General features: G+C 68.5%; 18 protein-coding genes. 12 read left to right on the plus strand and 6 right to left on the minus strand.

Annotation, left to right across the window (positions count from 1 at the left end; translation table 11 throughout):
- The first annotated feature begins 235 nt into the window (after nucleotides 1-235).
- From AX750_RS26455 to AX750_RS10190, 5 genes are all read left to right on the plus strand, one after another.
- Complete coding sequence (locus tag AX750_RS26455) at nucleotides 236-637, plus strand: DUF350 domain-containing protein (protein ID WP_066718276.1); 402 nt, start codon at nucleotides 236-238, stop codon at nucleotides 635-637.
- A gap of 10 nt (nucleotides 638-647) precedes the next feature.
- Nucleotides 648-1,268, plus strand: a complete 621-nt coding sequence (locus tag AX750_RS10175; protein WP_066718278.1) for a DUF1190 domain-containing protein — start codon at nucleotides 648-650, stop codon at nucleotides 1,266-1,268.
- 1 nt (nucleotide 1,269) lies between these two features.
- Nucleotides 1,270-2,439 carry a glutathionylspermidine synthase family protein gene (locus tag AX750_RS10180; protein WP_066718281.1) on the plus strand — a complete coding sequence of 390 codons (1,170 nt, stop codon included), beginning with the start codon at nucleotides 1,270-1,272 and terminating at the stop codon, nucleotides 2,437-2,439.
- 90 nt (nucleotides 2,440-2,529) lie between these two features.
- Complete coding sequence (locus AX750_RS10185) at nucleotides 2,530-3,429, plus strand: VOC family protein (RefSeq protein ID WP_066718283.1); 900 nt, start codon at nucleotides 2,530-2,532, stop codon at nucleotides 3,427-3,429.
- A 43-nt stretch (nucleotides 3,430-3,472) separates the two neighbouring features.
- Complete coding sequence (locus AX750_RS10190) at nucleotides 3,473-3,877, plus strand: DUF350 domain-containing protein (RefSeq protein ID WP_066718286.1); 405 nt, start codon at nucleotides 3,473-3,475, stop codon at nucleotides 3,875-3,877.
- A 19-nt stretch (nucleotides 3,878-3,896) separates the two neighbouring features.
- On the opposite strand, the gene mdoH is transcribed toward AX750_RS10190, so the two are convergent.
- Together mdoH and AX750_RS10200 are read right to left on the minus strand one after the other, a co-directional pair.
- Nucleotides 3,897-6,080: a glucans biosynthesis glucosyltransferase MdoH gene (mdoH, locus tag AX750_RS10195; RefSeq protein WP_066718288.1), complete on the minus strand. Its 2,184-nt coding sequence runs from the start codon at nucleotides 6,078-6,080 to the stop codon at nucleotides 3,897-3,899.
- Nucleotides 6,068-7,630, minus strand: coding sequence for a glucan biosynthesis protein (locus tag AX750_RS10200; protein ID WP_082734996.1), 1,563 nt, complete (start codon nucleotides 7,628-7,630; stop codon nucleotides 6,068-6,070). Before AX750_RS10200 ends, mdoH begins: the two co-directional genes overlap by 13 nt.
- 264 nt (nucleotides 7,631-7,894) lie before the next feature.
- Between AX750_RS10200 and glmU the strand changes: the two genes are divergently transcribed.
- Together glmU and glmS are read left to right on the plus strand one after the other, a co-directional pair.
- Complete coding sequence (glmU, locus tag AX750_RS10205; RefSeq protein ID WP_156446456.1) at nucleotides 7,895-9,259, plus strand: bifunctional UDP-N-acetylglucosamine diphosphorylase/glucosamine-1-phosphate N-acetyltransferase GlmU; 1,365 nt, start codon at nucleotides 7,895-7,897, stop codon at nucleotides 9,257-9,259.
- Between the two features lie 114 nt (nucleotides 9,260-9,373).
- Entirely contained in the window at nucleotides 9,374-11,200 is a 1,827-nt protein-coding gene (gene glmS / locus AX750_RS10210) for a glutamine--fructose-6-phosphate transaminase (isomerizing) (RefSeq protein WP_066718293.1), read from the plus strand.
- Nucleotides 11,201-11,212: 12 nt separating this feature from the next.
- Here the strand turns inward: glmS and AX750_RS10215 are convergent, their stop codons facing one another.
- A complete protein-coding gene (locus AX750_RS10215; RefSeq protein WP_066718296.1) occupies nucleotides 11,213-11,587 on the minus strand; it encodes a YbaN family protein in 375 nt (124 codons plus the stop codon).
- A 179-nt stretch (nucleotides 11,588-11,766) separates the two neighbouring features.
- Here AX750_RS10215 and AX750_RS10220 point away from each other — a divergent pair, with 179 nt between their 5' ends.
- The 3 genes from AX750_RS10220 (at nucleotide 11,767) to AX750_RS10230 (ending at nucleotide 13,682) form a co-directional block, all read left to right on the plus strand.
- Nucleotides 11,767-12,480 carry a DUF502 domain-containing protein gene (locus AX750_RS10220; protein ID WP_066718300.1) on the plus strand — a complete coding sequence of 238 codons (714 nt, stop codon included), beginning with the start codon at nucleotides 11,767-11,769 and terminating at the stop codon, nucleotides 12,478-12,480.
- A gap of 81 nt (nucleotides 12,481-12,561) precedes the next feature.
- Nucleotides 12,562-13,137, plus strand: coding sequence for a hypothetical protein (locus AX750_RS10225; RefSeq protein ID WP_066718303.1), 576 nt, complete (start codon nucleotides 12,562-12,564; stop codon nucleotides 13,135-13,137).
- Nucleotides 13,138-13,160: 23 nt separating this feature from the next.
- Nucleotides 13,161-13,682, plus strand: a complete 522-nt coding sequence (locus AX750_RS10230) for a hypothetical protein (RefSeq protein ID WP_066718306.1) — start codon at nucleotides 13,161-13,163, stop codon at nucleotides 13,680-13,682.
- Nucleotides 13,683-13,688: 6 nt separating this feature from the next.
- On the opposite strand, the gene recG is transcribed toward AX750_RS10230, so the two are convergent.
- The gene (gene recG / locus AX750_RS10235) at nucleotides 13,689-15,791 is read right to left on the minus strand and encodes an ATP-dependent DNA helicase RecG (protein WP_066718309.1); all 2,103 of its coding nucleotides are present in this window, start codon (nucleotides 15,789-15,791) and stop codon (nucleotides 13,689-13,691) included.
- A 160-nt stretch (nucleotides 15,792-15,951) separates the two neighbouring features.
- On the opposite strand from recG, the gene AX750_RS10240 reads away from it, so the two are divergent.
- The gene (locus AX750_RS10240; RefSeq protein ID WP_066718313.1) at nucleotides 15,952-16,248 is read left to right on the plus strand and encodes a succinate dehydrogenase assembly factor 2; all 297 of its coding nucleotides are present in this window, start codon (nucleotides 15,952-15,954) and stop codon (nucleotides 16,246-16,248) included.
- A 119-nt stretch (nucleotides 16,249-16,367) separates the two neighbouring features.
- On the plus strand, nucleotides 16,368-19,916 hold the full coding sequence (mfd, locus tag AX750_RS10245) for a transcription-repair coupling factor (RefSeq protein ID WP_066718316.1): 3,549 nt from the start codon (nucleotides 16,368-16,370) through the stop codon (nucleotides 19,914-19,916).
- A 12-nt stretch (nucleotides 19,917-19,928) separates the two neighbouring features.
- Here the strand turns inward: mfd and AX750_RS10250 are convergent, their stop codons facing one another.
- Together AX750_RS10250 and AX750_RS10255 are read right to left on the minus strand one after the other, a co-directional pair.
- Nucleotides 19,929-20,945: an AMP-binding protein gene (locus tag AX750_RS10250; RefSeq protein WP_066718319.1), complete on the minus strand. Its 1,017-nt coding sequence runs from the start codon at nucleotides 20,943-20,945 to the stop codon at nucleotides 19,929-19,931.
- 11 nt (nucleotides 20,946-20,956) lie between these two features.
- The gene (locus AX750_RS10255) at nucleotides 20,957-22,810 is read right to left on the minus strand and encodes an extracellular solute-binding protein (RefSeq protein ID WP_066718321.1); all 1,854 of its coding nucleotides are present in this window, start codon (nucleotides 22,808-22,810) and stop codon (nucleotides 20,957-20,959) included.
- Nucleotides 22,811-23,030: the final 220 nt, after the last annotated feature.

Consider the following 23,030-nt stretch of genomic DNA (forward strand, 5'->3'; position numbering starts at 1 on the left):
CGCCACGGGGCGTGCGGATGGTGGCTCAATCCATCCGCGCCGCATCCTGGCTCAATGGATGTGGCTTGTTACCCAATGCGCCTCGCGGCGCTCCGCTGCCCCTCATGACGACGCCCGCGTGCGAGCGCGGGCGGACGTAGCCGCGCGCCGTCATCATGCATTTGGCGGATGCGTTGACCTGTCGGGAAGCCGATGGTCTGATCGACCGAGAGTCACGGATGCCGGGGGCAGGGACATGGCGATCTCGATGGCGGGTCTGCCCGCCTTCCTGCTCTATTTCGTCGTCGGCGCGGCGCTGATCGGCTGTTTCACGGCCGTGTATCTGCGCCTCACCGCCCATGATGAACTCGCCTTGATCCGCGGCGGCAACCTGTCCGCCGCCGTCGCGCTCGGCGGCAATGTCACGGGGTTTTCCGTTCCGCTCGAAAAGGCGATCGCGCAGGCCAGCAGCATTCCCGACCTTGTGCTCTGGGCTATTGTCGCCATGATCATCCAGTTCGGCGCCTATGGGCTGGCGCGCCTGCTGATTCCCGAGCTGTCGCGCAAGATCGAGGAGGACCGGTTGCCCTCGGCGGCGATGCTGGCCGTGATCGCGGTGATCTCGGGCACGCTGGCGGCTGCCAGCATGACGGTCTGAGGAGGCGGCGATGAAGCGCTCGACCCAGATCGGCCTCGCAGCAGCGGGCGTCGTGCTCGTCGCGACGATCTGGGGCAGCGGGCGCGAGGAGGCGACGGAGGACAGCCTCGTCTACAACAGCCTCGCCGATTGTCGCGCCGGCGGCCAGCTGACCTCGACGCAATGCGAGCAGCGCTTCAACGAGGCGACCGCCAACCATCTGCGGGACGCCAAGAAGTTCTCCAGCACCAGCGCCTGCGAGGCCGAGTACGGTTCGGGCTCCTGCCGTTCGGCGGTCTGGAACGGCGCTTCCGTGGTGGTCCCCGCGCTGGCCGGGTTCATGCTGGCGCGCAGCCTCGCGCAGGGTGGGGGCGCGGCGCAGCCCTTGCTGCCGCCGACGCGGGAAGCCTGCCCCCCAGGGAGCGCCGCCCCCGAATGTCAGCAGGCGCGCTCATCCTCCTCCGGCAGCAGCGGTGGCGGCTATGGTGGCCGCGGCAGTTCATCCTCCTCGCGCGCCTACTCGACGACCTCGGGCGCCGCGGTGGTGGCGCGCAGCGGCAGCTCTCCCGGCGTCGTGACGACCACCAGCACGACCTCGCGCGGTGGCTTCGGATCGACGGCACGCTCCTTCTCCTCGTCATCGTCCTCCTGAGATGCGCCGAGTCTCTCTCACGCCGCGTCTGGATTGGCAGGCGCAGGTCGAGCGGCTGGGATTCGCCTTCCACACGCTCGATGGCGAAACCTATTGGGACGAGAGCGTGGCCTATGCCTTCACGCTCGACGAGATCGAGCGCGACATCGAGGCGCCGACCGAGGCGATCGAGCAGCTCTGCTTCGCCTTCATCGAGCGCGCCATCGACGACGATGCGGTGCTGGCGCGGCTGGCGATTCCCGCGGCCCAGTGGGATTTCATCCGCGAGAGCTGGCGACGCGGCGACCGCAATCTCTATGGCCGGCTCGACCTCGCCTATGACGGCAGCGGGCCCGCCAAGCTGCTGGAGTACAATGCCGATACGCCGACGGCGCTGTTCGAATCGGCCGTGGTCCAGTGGGATTGGCTGGAGCAGGGGATGGCGCGCGGCGTGCTGGGGCCGGGCTGCGACCAGTTCAACTCGCTGCATGAGAGGCTGATCGCAGCCTTCGCCCAATTGCGCGCGCCCTCGCCCTATCGGCTGCATCTCGCCTGCGTCCAGTCGAGCGCCGAGGACAAGGGCACGGTCGATTATCTGATGGACTGCGCCGTTCAGGCCGGGCTCGATGCGCGCTTCACCTATGTCGAGGAAATCGGCCTGCTCTCGGACGGGCGCTTCTGCGACGGCGCCAACCAGCCGATCGAGACGCTGTTCAAGCTCTACCCCTGGGAGTGGCTGTTCCGCGAGGGCTATGCCGCCAACCTTGCCACGTCGCGCTGCCAGTTCGTCGAACCGCCCTGGAAGGCGTTGCTCTCGAACAAGGGCCTGCTGGCCTGTTTGTGGGAGATGGAGCCGGGCCATCCCAATCTGCTGCCGGCCTTTTTCGAGAACGATCCGCGCTGCGCCTCGCTCTCGCCGCGCCGGGTGCGCAAGCCGCTCTATTCGCGCGAGGGAGCCAATGTCACCCTGACGGAGCGTGGCCAAGTGCTCGACAGCGATGACGGCCCCTATGGCGCCGAGGGCTTCGTGCTGCAGGATGCCGCGCTCAATCTGTTCCAGGCTGATGGGCATTATGCCGTGCTCGGCTCCTGGCTGGTCGCCTCGCAGGCCTGCGGGCTGTGCCTGCGTGAGGACGTCTCGCCGATCACGCGCAACACCTCGCGCTTCGTGCCGCATTACATCGAGGCCTGAGCGGGCGGCGCTTGACCGCCGCCGCGCATGACCGCGCCCGGGCAACCTGCTAGACCTGAGCGCCCGAGCCTGCCGCAAGCGAGCCAGCCCATGCCTGAAACGACCCAGCCCCGCACGATCCTCGCCGCCGCCCCGCGCGGCCTCGACCATCTCGTGATCGGAGTGCGCGATCTCGACGCGGCCGGAGCCTTCTACGAGCGGCTCGGCTTCACCGTTGGCGCCCGCAACCGCCATCCCTGGGGCACCGAAAACCGCATCGTGCAGTTCCCGGGCTCGTTCCTGGAGCTGATCACGATCGGCGATGCGACAGCGGTCGTGCCGCCGGCGCCGCGCCAGTTCTCCTTCGGCCATTTCGTGCGCGAGGCGCTCGGGCGAGGCGAGGGGCTGTCGATGCTGGTTCTCGAAAGCACGGACGCCAAGGCCGATGCGGCTGCGTTCCAGACGGCGGGGATTGGCGATTTCGAGCCGTTCTTCTTCGAGCGCCAGGCGAAGCGGCCGGATGGCAGCACGGTACGCGTCGCGTTTTCGCTCGCCTTCGCCGCCGACCCGCTGGCGCCGGAATGCGGCTTCTTCGTCTGCCAACAGCACGAGCCGCAGAATTTCTGGAACCCGGCCTTCCAGCAGCATGCGAATGGCGTGAGCGCGCTCTCGGCTGCGGTGATGGTGACGGACGGTCCGGCGACGCATCGCGGCTTCCTCACGGCCTTCGCCGGCTTCCCCGAGGTGCTGGAGGGCAATGCCGATTATGTGCTCGGCCTGCCGCGCGGGCGTCTCGACGTGCTCGACCCCGAGGCCGCGCAGGCGATCTACCATGTCGAGCCGGATCCGACGCCGGCGCGCTTCCTCGGCTTCTGCGTCACCGTGCCGGATCTCGACGCCGTCGCGAGCCGGCTCGAGGCGGCGGAGATCGCCTTCGGGCAAGGCGAGGACCGAATCGTGGTTCCGGCCGAGGCGGCGATGGGCTGCGTGATTGCCTTCGAGCGGGGATGAGCGTCAGGATCGGTCCGCTCCTTCTGATGGATTCGAAACCGACATGATCGCCCAGGCGCTGCTGAAGCTTCCCGATTTCGCCCTGTTCTTCTCGGTGTCGCTGGCGTTGGTCGGCGTCTACCTGCTCGTCTACACGGTGGCGACCTCGCATAACGAGTTCGGGCTGATCCGGCAGAACAACATCGCCGCGGCGCTCTCGCTGGGGCTGAGCCTTACCGGCTTCGCGCTGCCGCTGTCGAGCGCGGTGGTGCATTCGACCACCATCGCCGATCTGCTGGTGTGGGGCGTGGTCGCGATCGTCGTCCAGTTGATCGTCTATGTGCTGGTCCGGATCGTCCTGCCGAATCTCTCGGCCCGGATCGCGGCGGGCGAACTCGCCGCCGCGCTGTTCCTCGGCGCCGCCTCGCTGGCGGCCGGCGTCATCAACGCGGCGGCGATGAGCTTCTGAGGCGCCCGCAGGCAGACGTTCAGGTGGCCGGGCGCTCGGCCGGCAGCGAGGCCAGCAGCGCCACCAGCGCCCGGTCGTGCAGCACCACCATGCGCTCCTTCGGCTTCAGCCAGATCGCGGCATCGTCGATCGTCTCGGCATCGACGAGCTTGGCCTGCGCGACGGCGCGGTCGGCCTCGATCTCGCCGCGGCGGCGCGGCGGCGCCTCGGGCAGCATCGCCTCATGGGCCTCGCGCAGCGCCGGCTCGGCATGGAGCGCGCGCAGCCCGTCCGCGTCGTCATAGCCCGCCGCCGCGAACTCGGCCTGGAGCGCATTGGCCCGCAGCGCCACCGCCGGCGGATCGCCTTCCTCGGGCGTGTAGAGCAGCTTGCGCCGCTTCAGCCAGAGCCCGATCGCGAGCTGGCCGGAAGCCCAGGACAGCGGGATCGCCAGCACGAGACCGACGATCGTCGGCGACATCCAGGCGAAGAGCGAGGTCGCGATCAGAAAGGCCGAGATGCCGGTGACCAGCCCCAGCAGCGTGTGCATGCGGTGCCGACGGATGATGTCCTTGAGCGGGATCGAACCGTCGTCGCGGCGCTGCGGGTTCCAGCCCGTGTCGCGGCCGAGCAGGATCTGGAAGACCGAACCCGACTGGATCAGCATCATGATCGGCGCGAAGAAGGCCGAGAACAGCACCTCGATCAACGCCGAGACGATGAGACGGATCGCGCCGCCGCCGGCGCGCCGGAGTTTCCCGTTGAACAGCGTCAGCAGCAGCCCGAAGAGCTTCGGCGCGAGCAGGATCGCCATGGTCAGGGCGAAGAGGTTGAGCGCGCGCTCGGGGTCGAAGCGCGGCCAGACCGGGAAGAGCGTGAATTCCTGGGTAAAGTACTCAGGGCGCGCATAGCTGACTTGGAGCACGATCAGGATGCCGACCACGAGTTGCATCAGCCAGAGCGGCGAGGCGAGATAGCCCATGATGCCGGTGGCGAAGTGCTGCCGCGTCGGCGCGACAAAGCCCTTGGCGCCGATGATGCGCGAATGCTGCAGATTGCCCTGGCACCAGCGCCGGTCGCGCACCGAGACGTCGATCAGCGAGGGCGGGCTTTCCTCATAGGAGCCCGTCAGGTCGGGCAGCATGTAGACCGACCAGCCGGCGCGGCGGATCAGGGCGGCCTCGACGAAGTCGTGGCTCAGCACATGGCCACCGAAGGGCGGCTTGCCCTTGAGGTCCGGCAGGCCGCAATGGTCGGCGAAGGCTTTGGTGCGGATGATCGCGTTGTGGCCCCAGTAATTGCCGTCGCGGCCGGACCACATGGCGAGCCCGGTCGCGATCACGGGGCCGTAGACGCGGGCCGCGAATTGCTGAAGCCGCGCGAAGAAGGTGTTGCGGTTGATGATCAGCGGCAGCGACTGGATGATGCCGGCATCCGGATCGGCCTCCATCGCGGCGGCGAGGCGCACGATGCAGGTGCCGGTCATCAGGCTGTCGGCGTCGAGCACGACCATGTGCTCGTAGTGCCCGCCCCAGCGGGTGACGAAGTCGGCGATATTGCCGGCCTTGCGGTGATGGTTCTTCGGCCGGTGCCGGTAATAGACGCGCGCCTCGGGGCCAAGCCGCTCGCGCAGTGCCAGGAAGGCGCGCTCCTCGGCGATCCAGACATCCGGATTGGTGGTGTCCGAGACGATGAAATAGTCGAAATGGCTGCCGAGGCCCGTCGCCTCGACCGATTCCCGGATCGCCGCCAGGGCCGCGAAGGTGCGGGCGGTCGATTCGTTGTAGATCGGCATCACCACGACGGTGCGATGCTGCAGGCTGTCGACATGGACCGGGCGCGTGCGGTCGAAGAGCAGCCCGAAGAAGCCGAGGACGGCGCTGGTGAAGGCGAGCGCGATCCAGGAGAAATTGACCGTGAAGAGGACGAGTAGGACGTACTGCAGCGAGGTCGTGCGGCTGACCGACACGACGTTGTACATTTCCCACGCGCCATAGGCGGTGAGCGCGAGGCCGCCGCCAAAGACGAGCAAGCGCTTCAGCCACGGCGTCTTCCAGGCGCGCGGCGCGACCGGCCTGCGGCGGTCCTCGTCCTTCCAGCTCCGGAAGGACTGAACCGGCATGATCAGGCGGTTCTCGGGCGGGGTCGCGGGCAGCGGACGCGCCGCAGCCCTGTGATCCGGCGCCGTGACCTCGCCGGGGCGGGCCGCGGTCACCACGTCCATCGGTTCAACCAGGTCTCTGATACGGGCTGTCCGCCCGACTGCAGGACGAGCCGCAGCTCGCAGAGCGAATCGGTGCCGGGATCGACCTCGAAGCCGACGCGCATCAGCTTGCGCTCGGGGAAGGGCCAGAGCCGGATGTTATGGATCTGGCCGGGCGTCGTGCTGATATGGGCGCGTGTCGCGGCGACGGTTCCTGCATCGGCCAGCCGGTCGCCCGTGAAGTCGACGAGAAAGCGCCGGCGCCGGCCCTGCGAGCCACGGCCCTGGCGCATCCGCGTCGCGAGAGCCAGGCCCGGCCGTTCGGGCGGCTGCCAGCACCAGGCCTGACGATAGGCGATCGAGGTTTCACTGCCGGCTGCCAGGGGCTGCCGCGGACGCCAGTACATGATGACATTGTCGTTGATGTCGGATTCGCTCGGGATCTCGATGAGCTGGACCGAGCCGGCGCCCCAGTCTCCGAGCGGCTCCATCCAGACGCTCGGCCGCAATTCGAAGCGCTGGTCGTCATCCATGAAGGCGGCCGGGTCGCGCTCGCGCTGGACCAGGCCGAACCCCTTCGGATTGCTGTCCATGAAGGACGAGACCTGGAGCGTCGCCGGATTGCTCACCGGCCGGTAGATCCACTCGCCCGTGCCGGAGCGCATCTGCACGCCGGAGATCTCGTGGACGGCCGGGCGGACATCGTCGAAGCCGCGGCGGCTCTGCGGGCCGGACAGGAAGGTGCCCATCGTGCAGCCGAAGCCGATATGATCGAGCACTTGGCGGGCGAACAGCGTCATCTCGACGTCGATCAGCGTGACGTCCCCAGGGCGCAACGTCATCCGAAGCGCACCCGTCAGGCTCTCTGAATCGAGCAGGGCATGGATGACGAGCAGGCCCGAAGCGGGGCTCGGCCGCTCGATCCAGAAGGCACGGAAGAAGGGGATCTCCTCGCCGCGCGTCTCGCCCGGCCGCAGGATCAGGGCGCGGGCGAGGGCGCCAAAATTCTGGCCGCGCGCCAGAGACCGGAAGAAGGTCGCCCCCTGGAACATGGCGACCTCGAAGGGCCGCTCGAGCCCGGTGGCGATCCGCATGCCGGAGAACTGGAGGTCGGCATTCGCCGGCGGCGGCGGCACGCGGCCGTAATCGAACTTGGAGCGGTCGAAGGCGACGCGGCGGACCGTGCCGTCCTCGATCGTGAAGAGGCTCACGGGATTCGAGAAGACATAGCCTCGGTGAAGCGGCTCGACGGTGAAGCCGCGATTCTCCCCGGCCCAGATCAGCGCGCCGGGCTGGGCTCGGATGCCCGAATAGAGATCGAAGGGCAGGGTGGCGTAGCCGTCGGGCAGATCCGTCGCGACGAGCGGCACGACAGGTCGCTGTGCCAGGATGCGCGCCGCATCGACCACGAGGGCAGGATCGAAGGTCTTGCCCTCGAACAGGAAGGACTGGTTGATCGCGGCGAGCGCGGTCGGCGCCTGGGCCGAAGCCTGTCCCGCCGCGAGCAGCGAGGCTGCCGCAGCGCTGCCGGAACCTTCGAGAAACTGCCGACGATTCAAAGGTTTCGACATCAGACCCAACATGCGCGGACGACGCCCTCGTCCTCGCGCGCTTCTAGAGCATTTCCGGGTGACATGAAAAGCGGCAGGGCCGGCGAAATCTGGCCGATGACTCGTCTCCTGGGTGCGGGCAACAGACGTAACCCACAATTGGCTGTTCGACTTTGGCAAATGACAGTGGGATCGGCTATCCACGGCCGTTGCAACACCACTATGCGTCACCGCGACCGGAAAAGCCTTGGCGCGGCGGCAAAGGAACCGACAATCATGACGGAAATGCAGCCTGCCCGGTCCTGCCTCGCAATTCTCCTGGCCGCAGGCGAAGGGACGAGGATGCGGTCGGCGCGGCCGAAGGTGCTGCACGAGATCGGCGGGCGCTCGTTGCTGGGCCATGCGCTGACGGCGCTGGCGACGGCGGGCGCGGACAGGATCGTTGTCGTTGTCGGTCCCGGGCGGGAGGACGTGGCCGATGCGGCGCGCCGCCTGCTACCGGAGGTTACGATCGCCGTGCAGGCCGAGCGGCGCGGCACCGCCCATGCAGCGCTCGCCGCCCATGAGGCGCTGGCCGCGGGCTTCGACGACGTCATCGTCGCCTTCGCCGACACGCCGCTGATCAGGCCGGACACCTTTGGCGCGCTGCGGGCGGAACTGGCGCGGGGCGCCGGCGTCGTGGCGCTGGGTTTCGAGGCGCAGGACCCGACCGGCTATGGCCGCCTGCTGCTGCATGATGGCGCGCTGGAGGCGATCGTCGAGCACAAGGACGCGACGCCGGAGCAGCGGGCTGTCCGCTTCTGCAATGCCGGGCTGATGGCGCTGGAGGGGCATCAAGCCCTGAGCCTGCTGGAGGCCATCGGCAACGACAACGCGCAATCGGAGTACTATCTGCCGGATGCGGTGGCGCTCGCGCGGGGGCGGGGGCTCGAGGCGCGGGCGATCGCCGCTCCCGAGAGCGAGGTCCAGGGGGTCAATGATCGCATCCAGCTCGCCTCTGCCGAGGCCGAGTTCCAGCGTCGCCGACGGCGGGAGGTGATGGCGGAGGGGGCGACGCTGATCGCACCCGAGACGGTGTTCTTCAGCCACGACACGCAGATTGGCCGCGACGTGGTGATCGAGCCGCATGTCGTGTTCGGTCTCGGCGTCAGCGTGGCGGACGGCGCGGTCATTCACGCCTTCTCCCATCTGGAGGGCGCCGATGTCGGGCCGCAGGCCAGCGTCGGGCCCTATGCGCGGCTGCGGCCCGGGGCCCGGCTCGCCGACAAGGCCAAGGTCGGCAACTTCGTGGAGATCAAGGCCGCCGAGATCGGCGCGGGCGCCAAGGTCAGCCACCTCACCTATATCGGTGACGCCTCCGTCGGCGCCGAGGCCAATATCGGGGCCGGCACGATCACCTGCAATTACGACGGCTTCTTCAAATATCGCACGACCATCGGAGCCGGCGCCTTCGTCGGCTCCAACTCCTCCCTCGTCGCGCCGGTGACGATCGGCGCGGGCGCGATCGTCGGCTCCGGCTCGGTGGTGACGGAGGATGTCGCGGCCGATGCGCTGGCGCTCGGGCGGGGGCGTCAGATCGTCAAGGATGGCTGGGCGAAGAGCTTCCGCGAGGCTGCACTCGCGCGCAAGGCCGCGGCCAGAAAGCCCTGAATCCGGAGAAACGGCGCAAGCGGCCGTTCATAGTTGGACATTTAGAGTGATTTTGCCTTGTGGCGCGAAGCCGCTAAGCGGATCGCGAACGGCAACGGCTGAAGAGGTATGCGCATGTGCGGCATCGTCGGGATTCTGGGCAAGGAAGCGGTTGCGGGCCAGGTGGTCGAGGCGCTGCGGCGGCTCGAATATCGCGGCTACGATTCTGCCGGCGTCGCGACGCTCGAGCGCGGGCAACTCACCCGTCGCCGCGCCGAGGGCAAGCTCAAGAATCTCGAGGTCCGGCTGTCGAGCGAGCCGCTGGAAGGGCTGATCGGCATCGGCCACACGCGCTGGGCGACGCATGGCAAGCCCAACGAGACGAATGCGCATCCGCACGCCACGCCCAAGCTCGCCGTCGTTCATAATGGCATCATCGAGAATTTCCGCGAGCTGCGGGCAGAGCTCCAGGCCGATGGCTATGTCTTCGAGACGGAGACCGACACCGAGATCGTCGCCCATCTCGTTACCCGTGAGCTCGACCGCGGCAAGACGCCGGTCGATGCCGTCGCCACTAGCCTGCCGCGCCTGCACGGCGCCTTCGCGCTGGCCTTCCTGTTCGAGGGGCAGGACGATCTGCTGATCGGCGCCCGCAAGGGCTCGCCGCTCGCGGTCGGCATCGGCGACGGTGAGATGTATCTCGGCTCGGATGCGCTGGCGCTCGCCCCCTTCACCAATCTCATCGCCTATCTGGAAGAGGGCGACTGGGTCGTACTCAACCGCAAAGGCGCGACCTTCTACGACAAGGCGAACCAGCCCGTGCAGCGCCGCGCCCAGCGCGTCGCGGCGGGGGCCTTCCTCGTCGAGAAGGGCAATCACCGCCACTTCATGGCGAAGGAGATCTACGAGCAGCCGGAAGTCGTCGGCCACACGCTGACGCAGTATCTCGACATGGCCAAAGGCCAGGTCCGGCTGCCCTTCGGCGACCAGATCGACTGGAAGGGGCTGTCGCGCCTGACGATCAGCGCGTGCGGCACGTCCTACTATGCGGGTCTCATCGCGAAGTACTGGTTCGAGAAGCTGGCGCGGCTGCCGGTCGAGATCGATGTCGCGTCGGAATTCCGCTATCGCGAGGCGCCGCTGCCGGAGCAGGGTCTGGCGCTCTTCGTGTCGCAATCCGGCGAAACCGCGGATACGCTGGCCGGCCTGCGCTATGCCCGCGAGAACGGGCAGGTCATCCTCTCGGTCGTCAATGTGCCGACCTCGACCATTGCACGCGAAAGCGACGCCGTCGCGCCGACGCTTGCCGGTCCCGAGATCGGCGTCGCCTCGACCAAGGCCTTCGTCTGCCAGCTTGCCGTGTTCGCCTCGCTTGCGCTCGCTGCAGCCCGCGCCCGTGGCACGCTCTCGGCCGAGGACGAGGCCGTGCATGTGCAGCACCTGATCGCCCTTCCAGGGCTGATGGCGAAGGCGCTGCAGCTCGAACCCGAGATCGAGACGCTCGCCCGCGAGCTGTCGAAGGCCCGGGACGTGCTCTATCTCGGCCGTGGCACGAGCTATCCACTGGCGCTGGAAGCTGCGTTGAAGCTCAAGGAAATCAGCTACATCCATGCAGAAGGTTATCCGGCGGGAGAACTCAAGCACGGTCCGATTGCGCTGATCGACTCAGACATGCCGGTGATCGTGGTCGCGCCGCATGACGCGCTTTTCGAGAAGACGGCCTCCAATATGCAGGAGGTCGCGGCCCGTGGCGGCCGCATCATCCTCGTCACCGACGCGAAGGGGGCCGCCCATTGCGGGATCGAGCCCGAAGCGACGATCATCATGCCCGACATGGACCCGACATTCGCACCGATCGTCTATGCGCTTCCGATCCAGATGATCGCCTATCAGACGGCTGTCTTCATGGGTAAGGACGTCGATCAGCCGCGCAATCTGGCGAAATCCGTGACCGTCGAGTAAGCGGGCGGCGGGTCACGCCTCCGGGCGGCTGGCGACATAGAGTCCCGCCGCCAGCAGGCAGGCGCCCGTCGTCCACAGGGCGATCGGCGGCGCGCTGGTCCGCGTCAGGATGCCAAAACTCAGCACCATCGAGGCGCAGGCGACGAGCTTGACCGGGCGGGCGATCGTGCCGGATTCGCGCCAGCGCCGCACCTGAGGGCCCAGCCGCGGATGGCCGAGCAGCCAGGCCTCGAAGCGGGGCGAGGACCGCGAGAAGCACCAGGCCGCCATGATCAGGAAGACCGTGCCCGGCATCAGCGGCAGAATCATGCCGACCACGCCGATTGCGGTCAGGACCCAGCCGGCTGCGAACAGGAAAGGCCGGCGGTAACGGTGGAACCGCGTCATTCTCGGAATGGTCCCGCCGATTCGCCGAAGTGAGTCGCACGAAAGCACTGCCGCGGCGGAGCCCGCAAGCGCTCCGCCGGCGAACTCCGACCCGGTCCTTGAATTCGTCCGATGCCGCTGGCACGTCTGTCGCATCGCGCGTTCAGCCTCGCGCCTGCCAGACTGATCGGATCGCTCGCATGACGCCGACCCCGCCGGATCCCCGCCTCGTCGCGCAGGCGGATCTCCTGAACCCGACCTTCGGGACACGCCTGCGGCGTTACTTCCTGACCGGACTCGTCATCGCGGCGCCGCTCGCCATCACCGCCTCGGTGACGTGGTGGTTCGTCAATTTCGTCGACGGGTTGGTGAAGCCTCTGATCCCGGCGGCGTATTGGCCCGATACGCATCTGCCCTATCCGGTGCCGGGCTTCGGATTGATCATCGGGCTGATCGGGCTGACGCTGCTCGGCTTCATGACCGCCAACCTCGTCGGCCGCACGCTGATCGACGCCGGCGAGGCGATCCTCAACCGGATGCCGGTCGTCCGCGGGCTCTACAAGGGCGTGAAGCAAGTCTTCGAGACGATCTTCTCGCAATCGGGCACCTCGTTTCGCAAGGTCGGCATGGTGCAGTTCCCGCAGCCCGGCATGTGGTCGATCGTCTTCATCGCGCAGGAGGCGGCGCCCGAGATCGCCGGGCGCCTGCCGGACGGGAACGATCAGATCGGCGTCTTCCTGCCCTGCACGCCCAATCCGACGACGGGCTTCTTCTTCTACCTGCCGCGCCGCGAGGTGGTGGAGCTGTCGATCACCGTCGAGGACGGCGCCAAGCTGATCATGTCGGCCGGATTGATTCAGCCGGGGGCTGCGGCAAAGCCCACGCTGCGCGCCCCCGGCGGGGCGCCAGCCTGACGAAACCATTGCATCGCGCCGCGATTGCGGGTGTGATGCGCTAAAGGTGGTTACAGGCGCCGCCGAAATGGCGAGGCTTGGATGAGGACATTCGGTCGTCCCGCCCTTGCGGCTCTGCTTTCGGTTCCCTCAGCACTGTCGGCCGGGGCAACCGAATATCGGCTTGCCTTTCCCGAAGAGACCGAAGCCTGCTTCATCCGCCGCTACGACCGCACGCATCTTGCAGCGAACCCGGCCCAGAGCGTCGCGGAGATCGTCATTGCTCGGGACCGCGCCGCGCTGCGTCGTGAGGCGATCGACGGTCCCGAGGCGCCCCAGCTGGCCCTCGCCGTCAGTGCACGGCTGCGAGGCTCGGGAAGGGTCGGGCCCGAGCCACTGGACTGTCACGGCTTAAGGGCCTGGGAGGTCGGAGAGGGGGGGCGGGAGCGGCTGCAATGCGCCTCCGCCTGCGGGCGCGGCGATGTCGACATCCTTGTCGAAGGCCCGAACCGTCTGGTCCTGCGGATCGGCGGAACGGTCGAGGGCCAGCATCTTCCCCATGCCATCGGCATCGGCCGGTCCTGCTCCCGCGAGAGCGACGTCGTCTGGCTCGGGGACAAGGCCGCCGACCGGGTGTTCGTGCTGGAGCGCGCCCCGGCGGCGCGGTGCCGGCCGTGAGGGGCCTGCTCGGAGGGCTTGCGATGGTGTCGCTCCTCGCCGTGCCGGCGTTCGCTCAGACAGCAGAAACAGCGCTGGACGCGGCGCTGCCAAAGCTGGAGCCGGTCTGCTATGCGCGGTTCTACGATGCCGCCCATCTGCGCGCCCATCCCCGGCAGAAGGTGAGCTCGATCAGGCTGGTGCGGGATTTTCCCACGATCAGGCTCGAACGCGGCCTCGAGGCGCAGCGAGAGGCCAGCGAGGGCCGGAGCGCCTATTTCCGCCTGATCGTGACCTATCGGGACCGCGGCTCGCGCCGTTTCGTCGGCTCAGGGTCCTGCCGCGTGGTGGAAGGCGTCGTCCGCTGCTCGTCCGACAGTTGCGACGGCGGCGGCTTCAGGCTGCGGATCGAGGATCGCGACACGCTGCTGATCGGCGACGCCAGCGAGGGCGCCTGGTTCACGACCTCGGGCGGCTGCGCCGGCGGCGAGGGGCGCAGCCTGAACGAGGGGGCGGACGACCGGGTTTTCCGCCTGACGCGCATGCCGGTCGCGCGCTGCCGCTGAGCCGGGTCAACCGGCTCGCAGCAGCCGGATCGCGACATCGCGCTCGAAAAGGTAGAGGAGCGTGCGGATCGCCCGGCCGCGCTCGCTGTCGAGCTGCGGGTCGCGCTCGATCAGGAGGCGCGCATCGTCGCGCGCCGCTGCCAGCAGGTCGCCATCGGTTTCGGGCCGGGCGACGCGCCAGTCCGGCGAACCGGATTGCTTGGTGCCGAGCACCTCGCCCTCGCCACGCAGGCGCAGATCCTCCTCGGCGATGCGGAAGCCGTCCTCGGTCTCGCGCATGATCGTGAGGCGGGCTTCGGCGACGGGGCCGAGCGGGCCCTTGTAGAGCAAAAGGCAGGTCGAGGCGGCCGATCCGCGTCCGATGCGCCCGCGCAGCTGGTGAAGCTGGGCCAGCCCGAAGCGCTCGGCATGCTCGATCACCATGACGCTGGCATTGGGCACGTCGACGCCGACCTCGATCACCGTGGTCGAGACCAGGATGCGGGTCTTGCCTTCCACGAAGGCGGCCATGGCGGCATCCTTGTCGCGGCCGGGCATCTGGCCATGCAGCAGCCCGACCCTGTCGCCGAAGACCTCGCGCAGGGCGTCATAGCGCTCCTGCGCGGCGGCGACATCGAGCGTGTCGGATTCCTGCACCAGCGGGCAGACCCAGTAGACCTGCGCGCCCTTGTCGACCGCGCGGCCAACGGCGCCGACGACCTCGTCATGGCGTTCCGAGGAAATCGCCTTGGTCACGATCGGCTGCCGGCCGGCGGGCTTCTCGGCGAGAATCGAGATGTCCATGTCGCCGAACCAGGTCAGCGACAGCGTGCGCGGGATCGGCGTCGCGGTCATCACCAGAATGTCGACCGCCTCGCCTTTGGAGCCGAGCAGCAGCCGCTGATGCACGCCGAAGCGGTGCTGCTCGTCGACGATGGCGAGTGCGAGGTCACGGAAGGCGACGCCCTCCTGGAACAGCGCGTGGGTGCCGACGGCGATGTCGATTTCGCCGGTCGCCAGGCCACCCAGCACGCGCGCCCGGCCCGGCCCCTTTTCACGGCCCGTGAGCAGAGCGAGCTTCAGCCCGGCCTTCTGGGCAAGCGGGGCCAATCTCTCGGCATGCTGGCGCGCCAGGATCTCGGTCGGCGCCATCAGCACGGATTGGCGGCCCGCCTCGGCGGCGGCGGCCATTGCCATCAGCGCCACCACGGTCTTGCCGGAGCCGACATCGCCCTGGAGGAGCCGCAGCATGCGCTCGGGCTTTTCCATGTCGGCATGGATGTCGGCGAGCGCCTGGCGCTGGCCGTCGGTGAGCGTGAAGGGCAGGGCGCTGGCGATGGCATGGCGCAGGCGGCCATCGCCCGCCGTGGCGCGGCCGGCACTCTTCTTCTGCTGGCGGCGCACCAGCGCGAGCGCGACCTGGCTCGCCAGCAACTCGTCATAGGCGACACGGCGGCGGGCGATCGTGTCGCCCTCGACGGCCTTGAGATCGGCGGGATGGTGCAGGGCCTGCACGGATTCGAGGAAGGGCAAAAAGCCGCTGCGGGCGAGGAAGGCGGGGTCCTGCCACTCCGGCAGAGCCGGGCATTTTTCGGCGGCGGCGGCGGCGATCCGCGCCATGACTCGGGGGCCGACGCCCTCGGTCAGTCCATAGACCGGCTCGATCGTCGGCAGGGTCGCCGCTTGGGCGGGGTCGAGCAGCCGGTCGGGATGCACCATCTGGCGCATGCCCTCCCACAGCTCGAGCTTGCCGGAGACGATGCGGTAGGCGCCGATCGGCAGGGTCTGCAGCAGATGGCGGACATCGGCATGGAAGAAGACGAGCGTGACGTCGCCGGTCTCGTCCTCGACGAGGATCCGATAGGGCGCCTTGCCTTTGCCGGGTGGCGGCGGACGATGCTCAGTGACCCGCGCCGAAAAGGTGGCGATGCCGCCGATCGGGGCGTCGATGATCGTCGGGCTAGGGCGCCGGTCGATCCCCCCCACCGGCAGATGGAAGAGGAGGTCGACGACACGAGCGCCGCGGGTTTCGTCGCCCAGGAGCTTGTCGAGCGCCTTCGCCGTCTTGGGTCCGACGCCGGGCAGCGTCGTCACCGGGGCGAAGAGGGGATCGAGCAGGGACGGGCGCAAACGGCAACTCGGCTTTGTCAGGAGTGTGAGGTTTTGCCGCCGGCGGGCCGCTGACTTCGCAGGAGGCGATGGCTATATAGCCCGCATCGGCAGGCTCCGCGATGGGGCCGGCCCCGTCGCCATTGCCCATCCCCGTGGTTTCCGTCCCGCCGAGGTTTCGATGAGTGGTTCGTCCCGCACCAGCGCCGATCTCGATCCGCGCCGCCGCAAGATCCTGTTCCGCGCCTGGCATCGCGGCATGCGCGAGAACGATCTGATCATGGGCGGATTCGCGGACGCGCATATCGGCACGCTGACGGAGGCCGAGCTGGACGAGTTCGAGCGGCTGATCGAGGTGCTCGACCGCGATCTCCTGAGCTGGATCACCGGCGAGGCCGAGGTCCCCTCGAACTACGACACCCCCGTCTTCCGCCGGCTGAAAGCGTTCCACCATCACGAGCGGCCGATCCACGTGTGAGCCGCCAACCGGACGCAAGTCAGCACATCCGTCATGGTCGGGCTTGACCCGACCATCTCTGAATCCATTGCCCTCTCGTCCCGAGATTCTCGGGTCAAGCCCGAGAATGACGCGCTTCCATGAGCATTCCGCCTCCCGCCCAGATCGCCAAGCTGCAGAGCGACCGCATCCTCGATGCGCTCCATCGGGGCGACAAGCCGACGCTCGCCAGCGTGCCGGACGGGTTCGATGCCGTCGTTCTCGCCGATCTGACCCGGGCCCGGGCGAAGAAGGCGGAAGGCGCGGCGATGCTGGTCTTCGTCGCCCGCGACGGCCAGCGATTGCAGGTGCTCGAAAACGCGCTGCAGTTCGTCGCGCCCGATCTCGAGGTGATGACGTTCCCGGCCTGGGACTGCCAGCCCTATGACCGCGTCTCGCCCGCGCCCTCGATCGTCGCGCACCGGATGACGACGCTGTCACGGCTGGCCAAGACCAAGTCCGGCGACAAGCCGCGGCTGCTGCTGACGACGGTCAGCGCCGCGCTGCAGCGCGTGCCGGCCTTCTCCAAGGTGGCCTCCGAGAGCTTTTCGGCGGCGCCGGGCAACATGGTCGACACCGAGCAACTGGCGCGCTGGCTCGACATGAACGGGTACTTGCGCACCTCGACCGTGCGCGAGACCGGCGAATTCGCGGTGCGGGGTGGCATCGTCGATCTCTTCCCGCCGGGGATGCCGGCGCCGATCCGGCTCGATTTCTTCGGCGACACGCTGGAATCGATCCGCACCTTCGATCCGGAAACGCAGCGCACGACCGGGCAGATGCGGGGCCTCGACCTCGTGCCGATGTCCGAAGCGCAGATGACGAGCGAGAGCATCCGGCGCTTCCGCCAGAGCTACATCACCACTTTCGGCACGCCGGGTCGCGACGACACCCTCTACGAAGCCGTCAGCGAAGGCCGCCGTCCGGCCGGGCTCGAGCACTGGCTGCCGCTGCTGGCGGAGCGGCTCGACACGCTCTTCACCTATCTGCCGGATGTGCCGCTGGTGCTCGACCATCAGGGCGAGGATGCGGTCGGCGAACGAATCAGCCTGATCAAGGACTATTACGACGCCCGCAAGGCGGCGATGGAGCAGCCGAGCGCCGGCGGCGTGCCCTACAAGCCGCTGAAGCCGGACGCGCTCTATCTCTCGCCGGCCGACTGGCGCGGCATCGTCGACCAGTCCGGCGTCGCCACGCTGACGCCCTTCCAGCTGCCCGACAGCGACGGCAAGCTGATCGTCGATCTGGGTGCGAGGCAGGGCAGGAGCTTCGCCGCCGAGCGTGCCGACAATGCCGGCGGCGTCTTCGACGCAGCGGTCGCGCATGTGAAGGCGCTGGAGAAGGACGGCAAGCGCGTCATCCTCTCGGCCTGGTCCGAGGGATCGCGCGAGCGTCTGGCCCATGTGCTGGCCGATCACGGCCTCAAGACCGTGCAGATGACGGGCTCGTTGCGGGCCGCCTTCGATCTGAAGCCGGGCACCACGGCGCTCGCGGTCTGGGGATTCGAGACCGGCTTCGAGGCCGGCAAGCTCGCCGTCATCGGCGAGCAGGACATTCTCGGCGACCGCCTGGTGCGCCCGCGCAAGAAGACGCGCCGGCCGCAGGACTTCATCGCCGAGCTCTCCTCGCTCGCGCCGGGCGACCTCGTCGTCCATGTCGATCACGGCATCGGGCGCTTCGTCGGGCTGCAGTCGATCGCAGCCGCCGGGGCGCCGCATGACTGCCTCGAGATCCATTACGCGGCCGATTCCAAGCTGTTCCTGCCGGTCGAGAACATCGAGCTGCTTTCGCGCTACGGCTCGGAAGACACCGAGGTTGCGCTAGACCGGCTCGGCGGCGGCGGCTGGCAGGCCCGCAAGGCCAAGCTGAAACAGCGTATCCGCGAGATGGCGGGCAAGCTCATCGCGATCGCCGCCGCGCGCGCGCTGAAGGAAGCGCCGCGGCTGATTCCGCAGGAAGGGCTCTATGACGAGTTCTGCGCCCGCTTTCCTTATGAGGAGACCGAGGACCAGCAGAACACCATCGACGCCGTGCTGGACGACATGGCAGCCGGCCGCCCGATGGACCGGCTGGTCTGCGGCGATGTCGGCTTCGGCAAGACGGAGGTCGCGCTGCGCGCCGCCTTCGCCTGCGCGCTCGCCGGCAAGCAGGTCGCGGTGGTGGTGCCCACCACGCTGCTGGCGCGGCAGCATTACCGCAACTTCGCCGAGCGCTTCAAAGGCCTGCCTGTGAATGTCGGCCAGGCCTCGCGCTTCGTCTCGGCACAGGACCTCAAAGCGGTGAAGGCCGGCATCAAGGACGGCACGATGGACATCGTCGTCGGCACCCATGCGCTGCTCGGCAAGGGCGTCGAGTTCAAGGATCTCGGCCTCGTCATCGTCGATGAGGAGCAGCATTTCGGCGTCAACCACAAGGAGCGGCTGAAGGAGTTCCGCGCCGAGGTGCATATGCTGACGCTGACGGCGACGCCAATCCCGCGCACGCTCCAGCTCGCCATGACCGGGGTGCGCGAGCTCTCGATCATCGCAACGCCGCCGGTCGACCGTCTCGCGGTGCGGACCTTCGTGACGCCGTTCGACCCGCTGATCGTGCGCGAGGCGCTGCTGCGCGAGCGCTATCGCGGCGGGCGCTCCTTTTACGTGGTCCCGCGGATCGAGGACATCGCCGAGGTCAAGGATTTCCTCGACAAGCAGGTGCCCGAGGCCAAGGTCGGCATCGCCCATGGCCAGATGGCGGCCGGCCAGCTCGAGGACGTGATGACGGCGTTCTACGAGGGCCAGTACGACGTGCTGCTCTCGACCACCATCGTCGAATCCGGGCTCGACATCCCGACCGCCAACACGCTGATCATCCACCGCGCCGACATGTTCGGCCTGGCCCAGCTCTACCAGCTGCGCGGCCGCGTCGGTCGCTCCAAGGTGCGCGCCTATGCGCTGTTCACGGTGCCGGCGACCCGCAAGCTGACCGACCAGGCCGAGAAGCGGCTCAAGGTGCTGCAGTCGCTGGATACGCTCGGCGCCGGCTTCCAGCTCGCCAGCCACGATCTCGACATTCGCGGCGCCGGCAATCTGCTCGGCGACGAGCAGTCCGGTCATATCAAGGAGGTCGGCTACGAGCTCTACCAGCAGATGCTGGAAGAGGCGGTGGCGGCCCTCAAGGCGGGTGTCGAGTACGAGAGCGAGACGCAGTGGTCGCCGACGATCCAGATCGGCGCGCCGGTGATGATCCCCGAGCATTACGTCACCGATCTGACGCTGAGGCTGACCCTCTACAAGCGGCTTTCGACCCTCGACGACGACGGCGAGCTGCAGTCCTTCGGGGCCGAACTGGTCGACCGCTTCGGCCCACTGCCGGAGGAGGTCAAGCAGCTGCTCGAGATCGTCGCGATCAAGGCGCTGTGCAAGCGCGCCAATGTCGAGAAGGTCGAGGCCGGGCCCAAGGGCATCATCGTTGCCTTCCGCGACAACGAGTTCGCGAACCCTGAAGGGCTCGTCTCCTATGTCGCGAAGATGGGGACGCTCGCCAAGGTGCGCCCGGACATGCGCGTCGTCTTCATCGACGACCTGGAGTCGGCGGAAGCCCGGCTGAAGGAGACCCGGCGCCTTTTGACCGATTTGGCGCGGATCGCCGAGCGCAAGAAGGCCGCGTGAAGCGCCTGCAGCTCAGCGCCGGCTGACGGAGATCTCGGCGGCGCCCGCGACATCGATGTCGACGATCGCGACGTCTGGCCGGTCGATGGCGGGTAGGGCGCGGCTGCCGGCCGGGCGCTGGACGAAGACGAGGCTCGCCAGCGCGGGGTGGCTCGCCAGGCGTGACTGCGCGAGGGCCGGCTCCATCGCGCCCGGCAGCACCAGATGCACGTTGCGGCCGCCCTCGATGCAGGCCTGCAGGTCGCCCAGGCTGAACAGGCCGAGCGGCAGCAGCTCGACACCCGTCAGCATCGCCATGGCGGGGCCGCTGGCGAGCGCAGCGAGATCGCCGCCGACCAGTGTAGTCACGATCCGCGAAGATTCCATCGGCTTGAGCAGGCGGGAGATCTCCAGCGCCTTGCCGAGCACGTCGCGCTCGCTGATCTCGACAGGGCCTGACATCGTCGCGCCGTCGACGACCTGGAGTCCGGCCCGCCGCTCGACCTCCGGCAGCGGGTGCAAGGTCGCGCTGTCCATCAGCCTGTCGAGCGGGGCGATGCCGTCCGGCACCTCCGCGCCGAAGCCGCCGACGAAGCGCGTGCCGAAGGCGCGCACCGCGAGTTCCCGCAGCATCAGCAGCGGGCGCAGTGGGCCGACGCGGGCGACGCCGAGCGCCATCACCGCGTCGGTGGCTTCGATCAGCCGCAGCAATTCCAGCTCGTTGCCGTGCATCGGCATCAGCATCGGCGAGAGGCCGGCCCGCAGGCAGGCCAATACGGAGAGCACCGCTTCGGGGCCGAGCGGAGCCAGGATCGCGACGCGGGCGCCGGGCTGGGCCCGGTTGATCGAAAGGAGACGGGCGAGACGGTCGGTCGCGGCGTGCAATTGGCCGAAGCTGAGCGAGCCCGGCACGACATCGCTCCAGCCCTGGCGGCCCGGCGGGTCGCGCAGGGCTGGCTCATAGCCGCGCCCGGCCGCGAGCGCCTGGAGCAGCGTGTCGAAATGGAGGCCGTCGAGCAGGGCGGTGGCTTCGTCCGGTTCGGCCCGCATCGCGCCGTCTCTCAATTGGCCGGGGCCGGCGTCGCCGGGAGGCGCGCCAGGACTTCGGTGGACAGGAAGAAGGCGGGCTTGCGCGCCGGCAGCACGATGTCGCGCCCATGGGCGATCCAGGTGTCCGGCAGGTAGTAGAGCGGCACGACGTAGAAGCCCGAGAGCAGCAGCCGGTCGAGCGTGCGCGCGGCGGCGACGAAGTCCTCCCGCTCGCGGGCCGCCAACAGCGCCTGCAGGGTCGCGTCGACGGCCGGCGAGGCGACACCGGCATAGTTCAGTGAGCCCTTGCGGCCGGCATTGGCCGAGCCCCAGCGGCCGATCTGCTCGTTGCCGGGGGAGGCGGAGACCGGCCAGGTCCACTGGATCATGTCGAAGTCGAAGGCCGAGAGCCGGCGCCAGTACTGCACGTCGTCGATCAGCCGGACATCGACGCGGATGCCGAGGCGGCCGAGCGACTGGGCGTAGTTCAGTGCCAGACGCTCCTGCGGGCGGTTGGTGACGGTGATCTCGAAGGCGAGCGGATCGCCGCCCTTCATCGTCCGCAGCACGCCGTCGACGAGGCCGTAGCCCGTCTTGTTGAGCAGATCGAGCGCACGGCGGGCCTGCTCGCGGTCGCGGCCCGAGCCGTCGGTGGCCGATGGGACCCAGGTGCCCGCCAGGATGTCGGGCCTGACGGCGCCGGGGAAGGCGGCGAGCAGGGCTTGCTCGCGCGGCCCCGCCGGCTGGCCGAGCGCCGAGAGCTCCGAGTCCGAGAAGAAGCTGCCGGCGCGCCGATAGACCCCGTGGAAGAGATTGCGGTTGACCCATTCGAAATCGAACATCATCGCCAGCGCCTCGCGCACGCGGATGTCGGCGAAGAGCGGGCGGCGCGTGTTGAAGACGAGCCCGGTCATGCCCTTGGGCGCCTCGAAGCGCAGCGTTTCTCTCACGATGCGCCCGTCGCGGACGGCGGGGATGTCGTAGCCGGTCATCCAGCGCGTTGGATCCGGCTCGATGCGGACATCGTAGAGCCCGGCCTTAAAGGCCTCGAACAGGGCGTTTGCGTCGCGATAGAAATCGTAGCGGATCTCGTCGGCGTTATAGAGGCCGCGGGTCAGCGGATGATCCTCGGCCCAGAAGTCGCTGCGCCGCTTCAGGGTGATGGTCGCGCCCGGAACGAGATCGGAGACGACATAGGGGCCCGAGCCCAGCGCCGGCTTGAAGCTGGTCTCGCCGAAGGTCTCGGCATTTGTCGCATGCTTGGCGAAGATCGGCATGGCGCCGATGACCAGCGGCAGCTCGCGATTGCTGCCGTCGCCCAGCTCGAACTCGACCCGGCGCGGCGAGGGGGCCTCGACCCGGGTGACGCGGCCGAGGCTGGAGCGGTGGAAGGGCTTGCCCTTCGTCTTCAGCATCTCGAAGGTGAAGACCACGTCCTGCGCGGTCACCGGCGTGCCGTCGGAGAAGCGGGCGCGCTCGTCGATCTCGAAGGCCAGCCGGGTGCGGGCCTCGTTCAGCTCCACCCGCGAGGCGAGCAGCCCATAGGCTGTGAAGGGTTCGTCGGCCGAGCGGAAGAGCAGGCTCTGCTGGACATAGCGCGGGACGGCGTCGGGCGCGACGCCGAGCACGACCAGCGGGTTCAGGCTGTCGAAGGTGCCCTGCTGGCCGAAGACGATGCGCCCGCCCTTGGGCGCCTTCGGATCGGCATAGGGCAGATGCGCGAAGCCGCGCGGCAGGGCTGGCTCGCCATGCATCGCAATGGCGTGGTCGATCGCGGGCGATTCGGCGCGCGCCGCCGCCGCCATCCCCAGGATGAGCGCCGACAGGACCGTCAGGGTAAAGGCCGCGGCGCGTGAGGCCGCCCGGGCCGCGTCAAGCAAAAGCATCGTCCGACCTGATTCTCGGGCCGACGATATCACGACGGGGCCGGCGCCGGGCAGCTATTCGGGCTGGAATCCCTTGGCGGAACTCGCTAAAGCCGGAGCCGATACGTCATGCTCACGCCGCATTCGCCCCTGAAGTGCACGGCTTGCGATAGCCGGCGCGGATATGCGATGGGGCTGTCGGTGGTGACGCGCGCGGCTTGCGAAGTCGTGATCCCGAATT

It is taken from the genome of Methylobacterium sp. CCH7-A2 (assembly GCF_001557075.1).
Lineage (GTDB): Bacteria > Pseudomonadota > Alphaproteobacteria > Rhizobiales > Beijerinckiaceae > Allobosea > Allobosea massiliensis.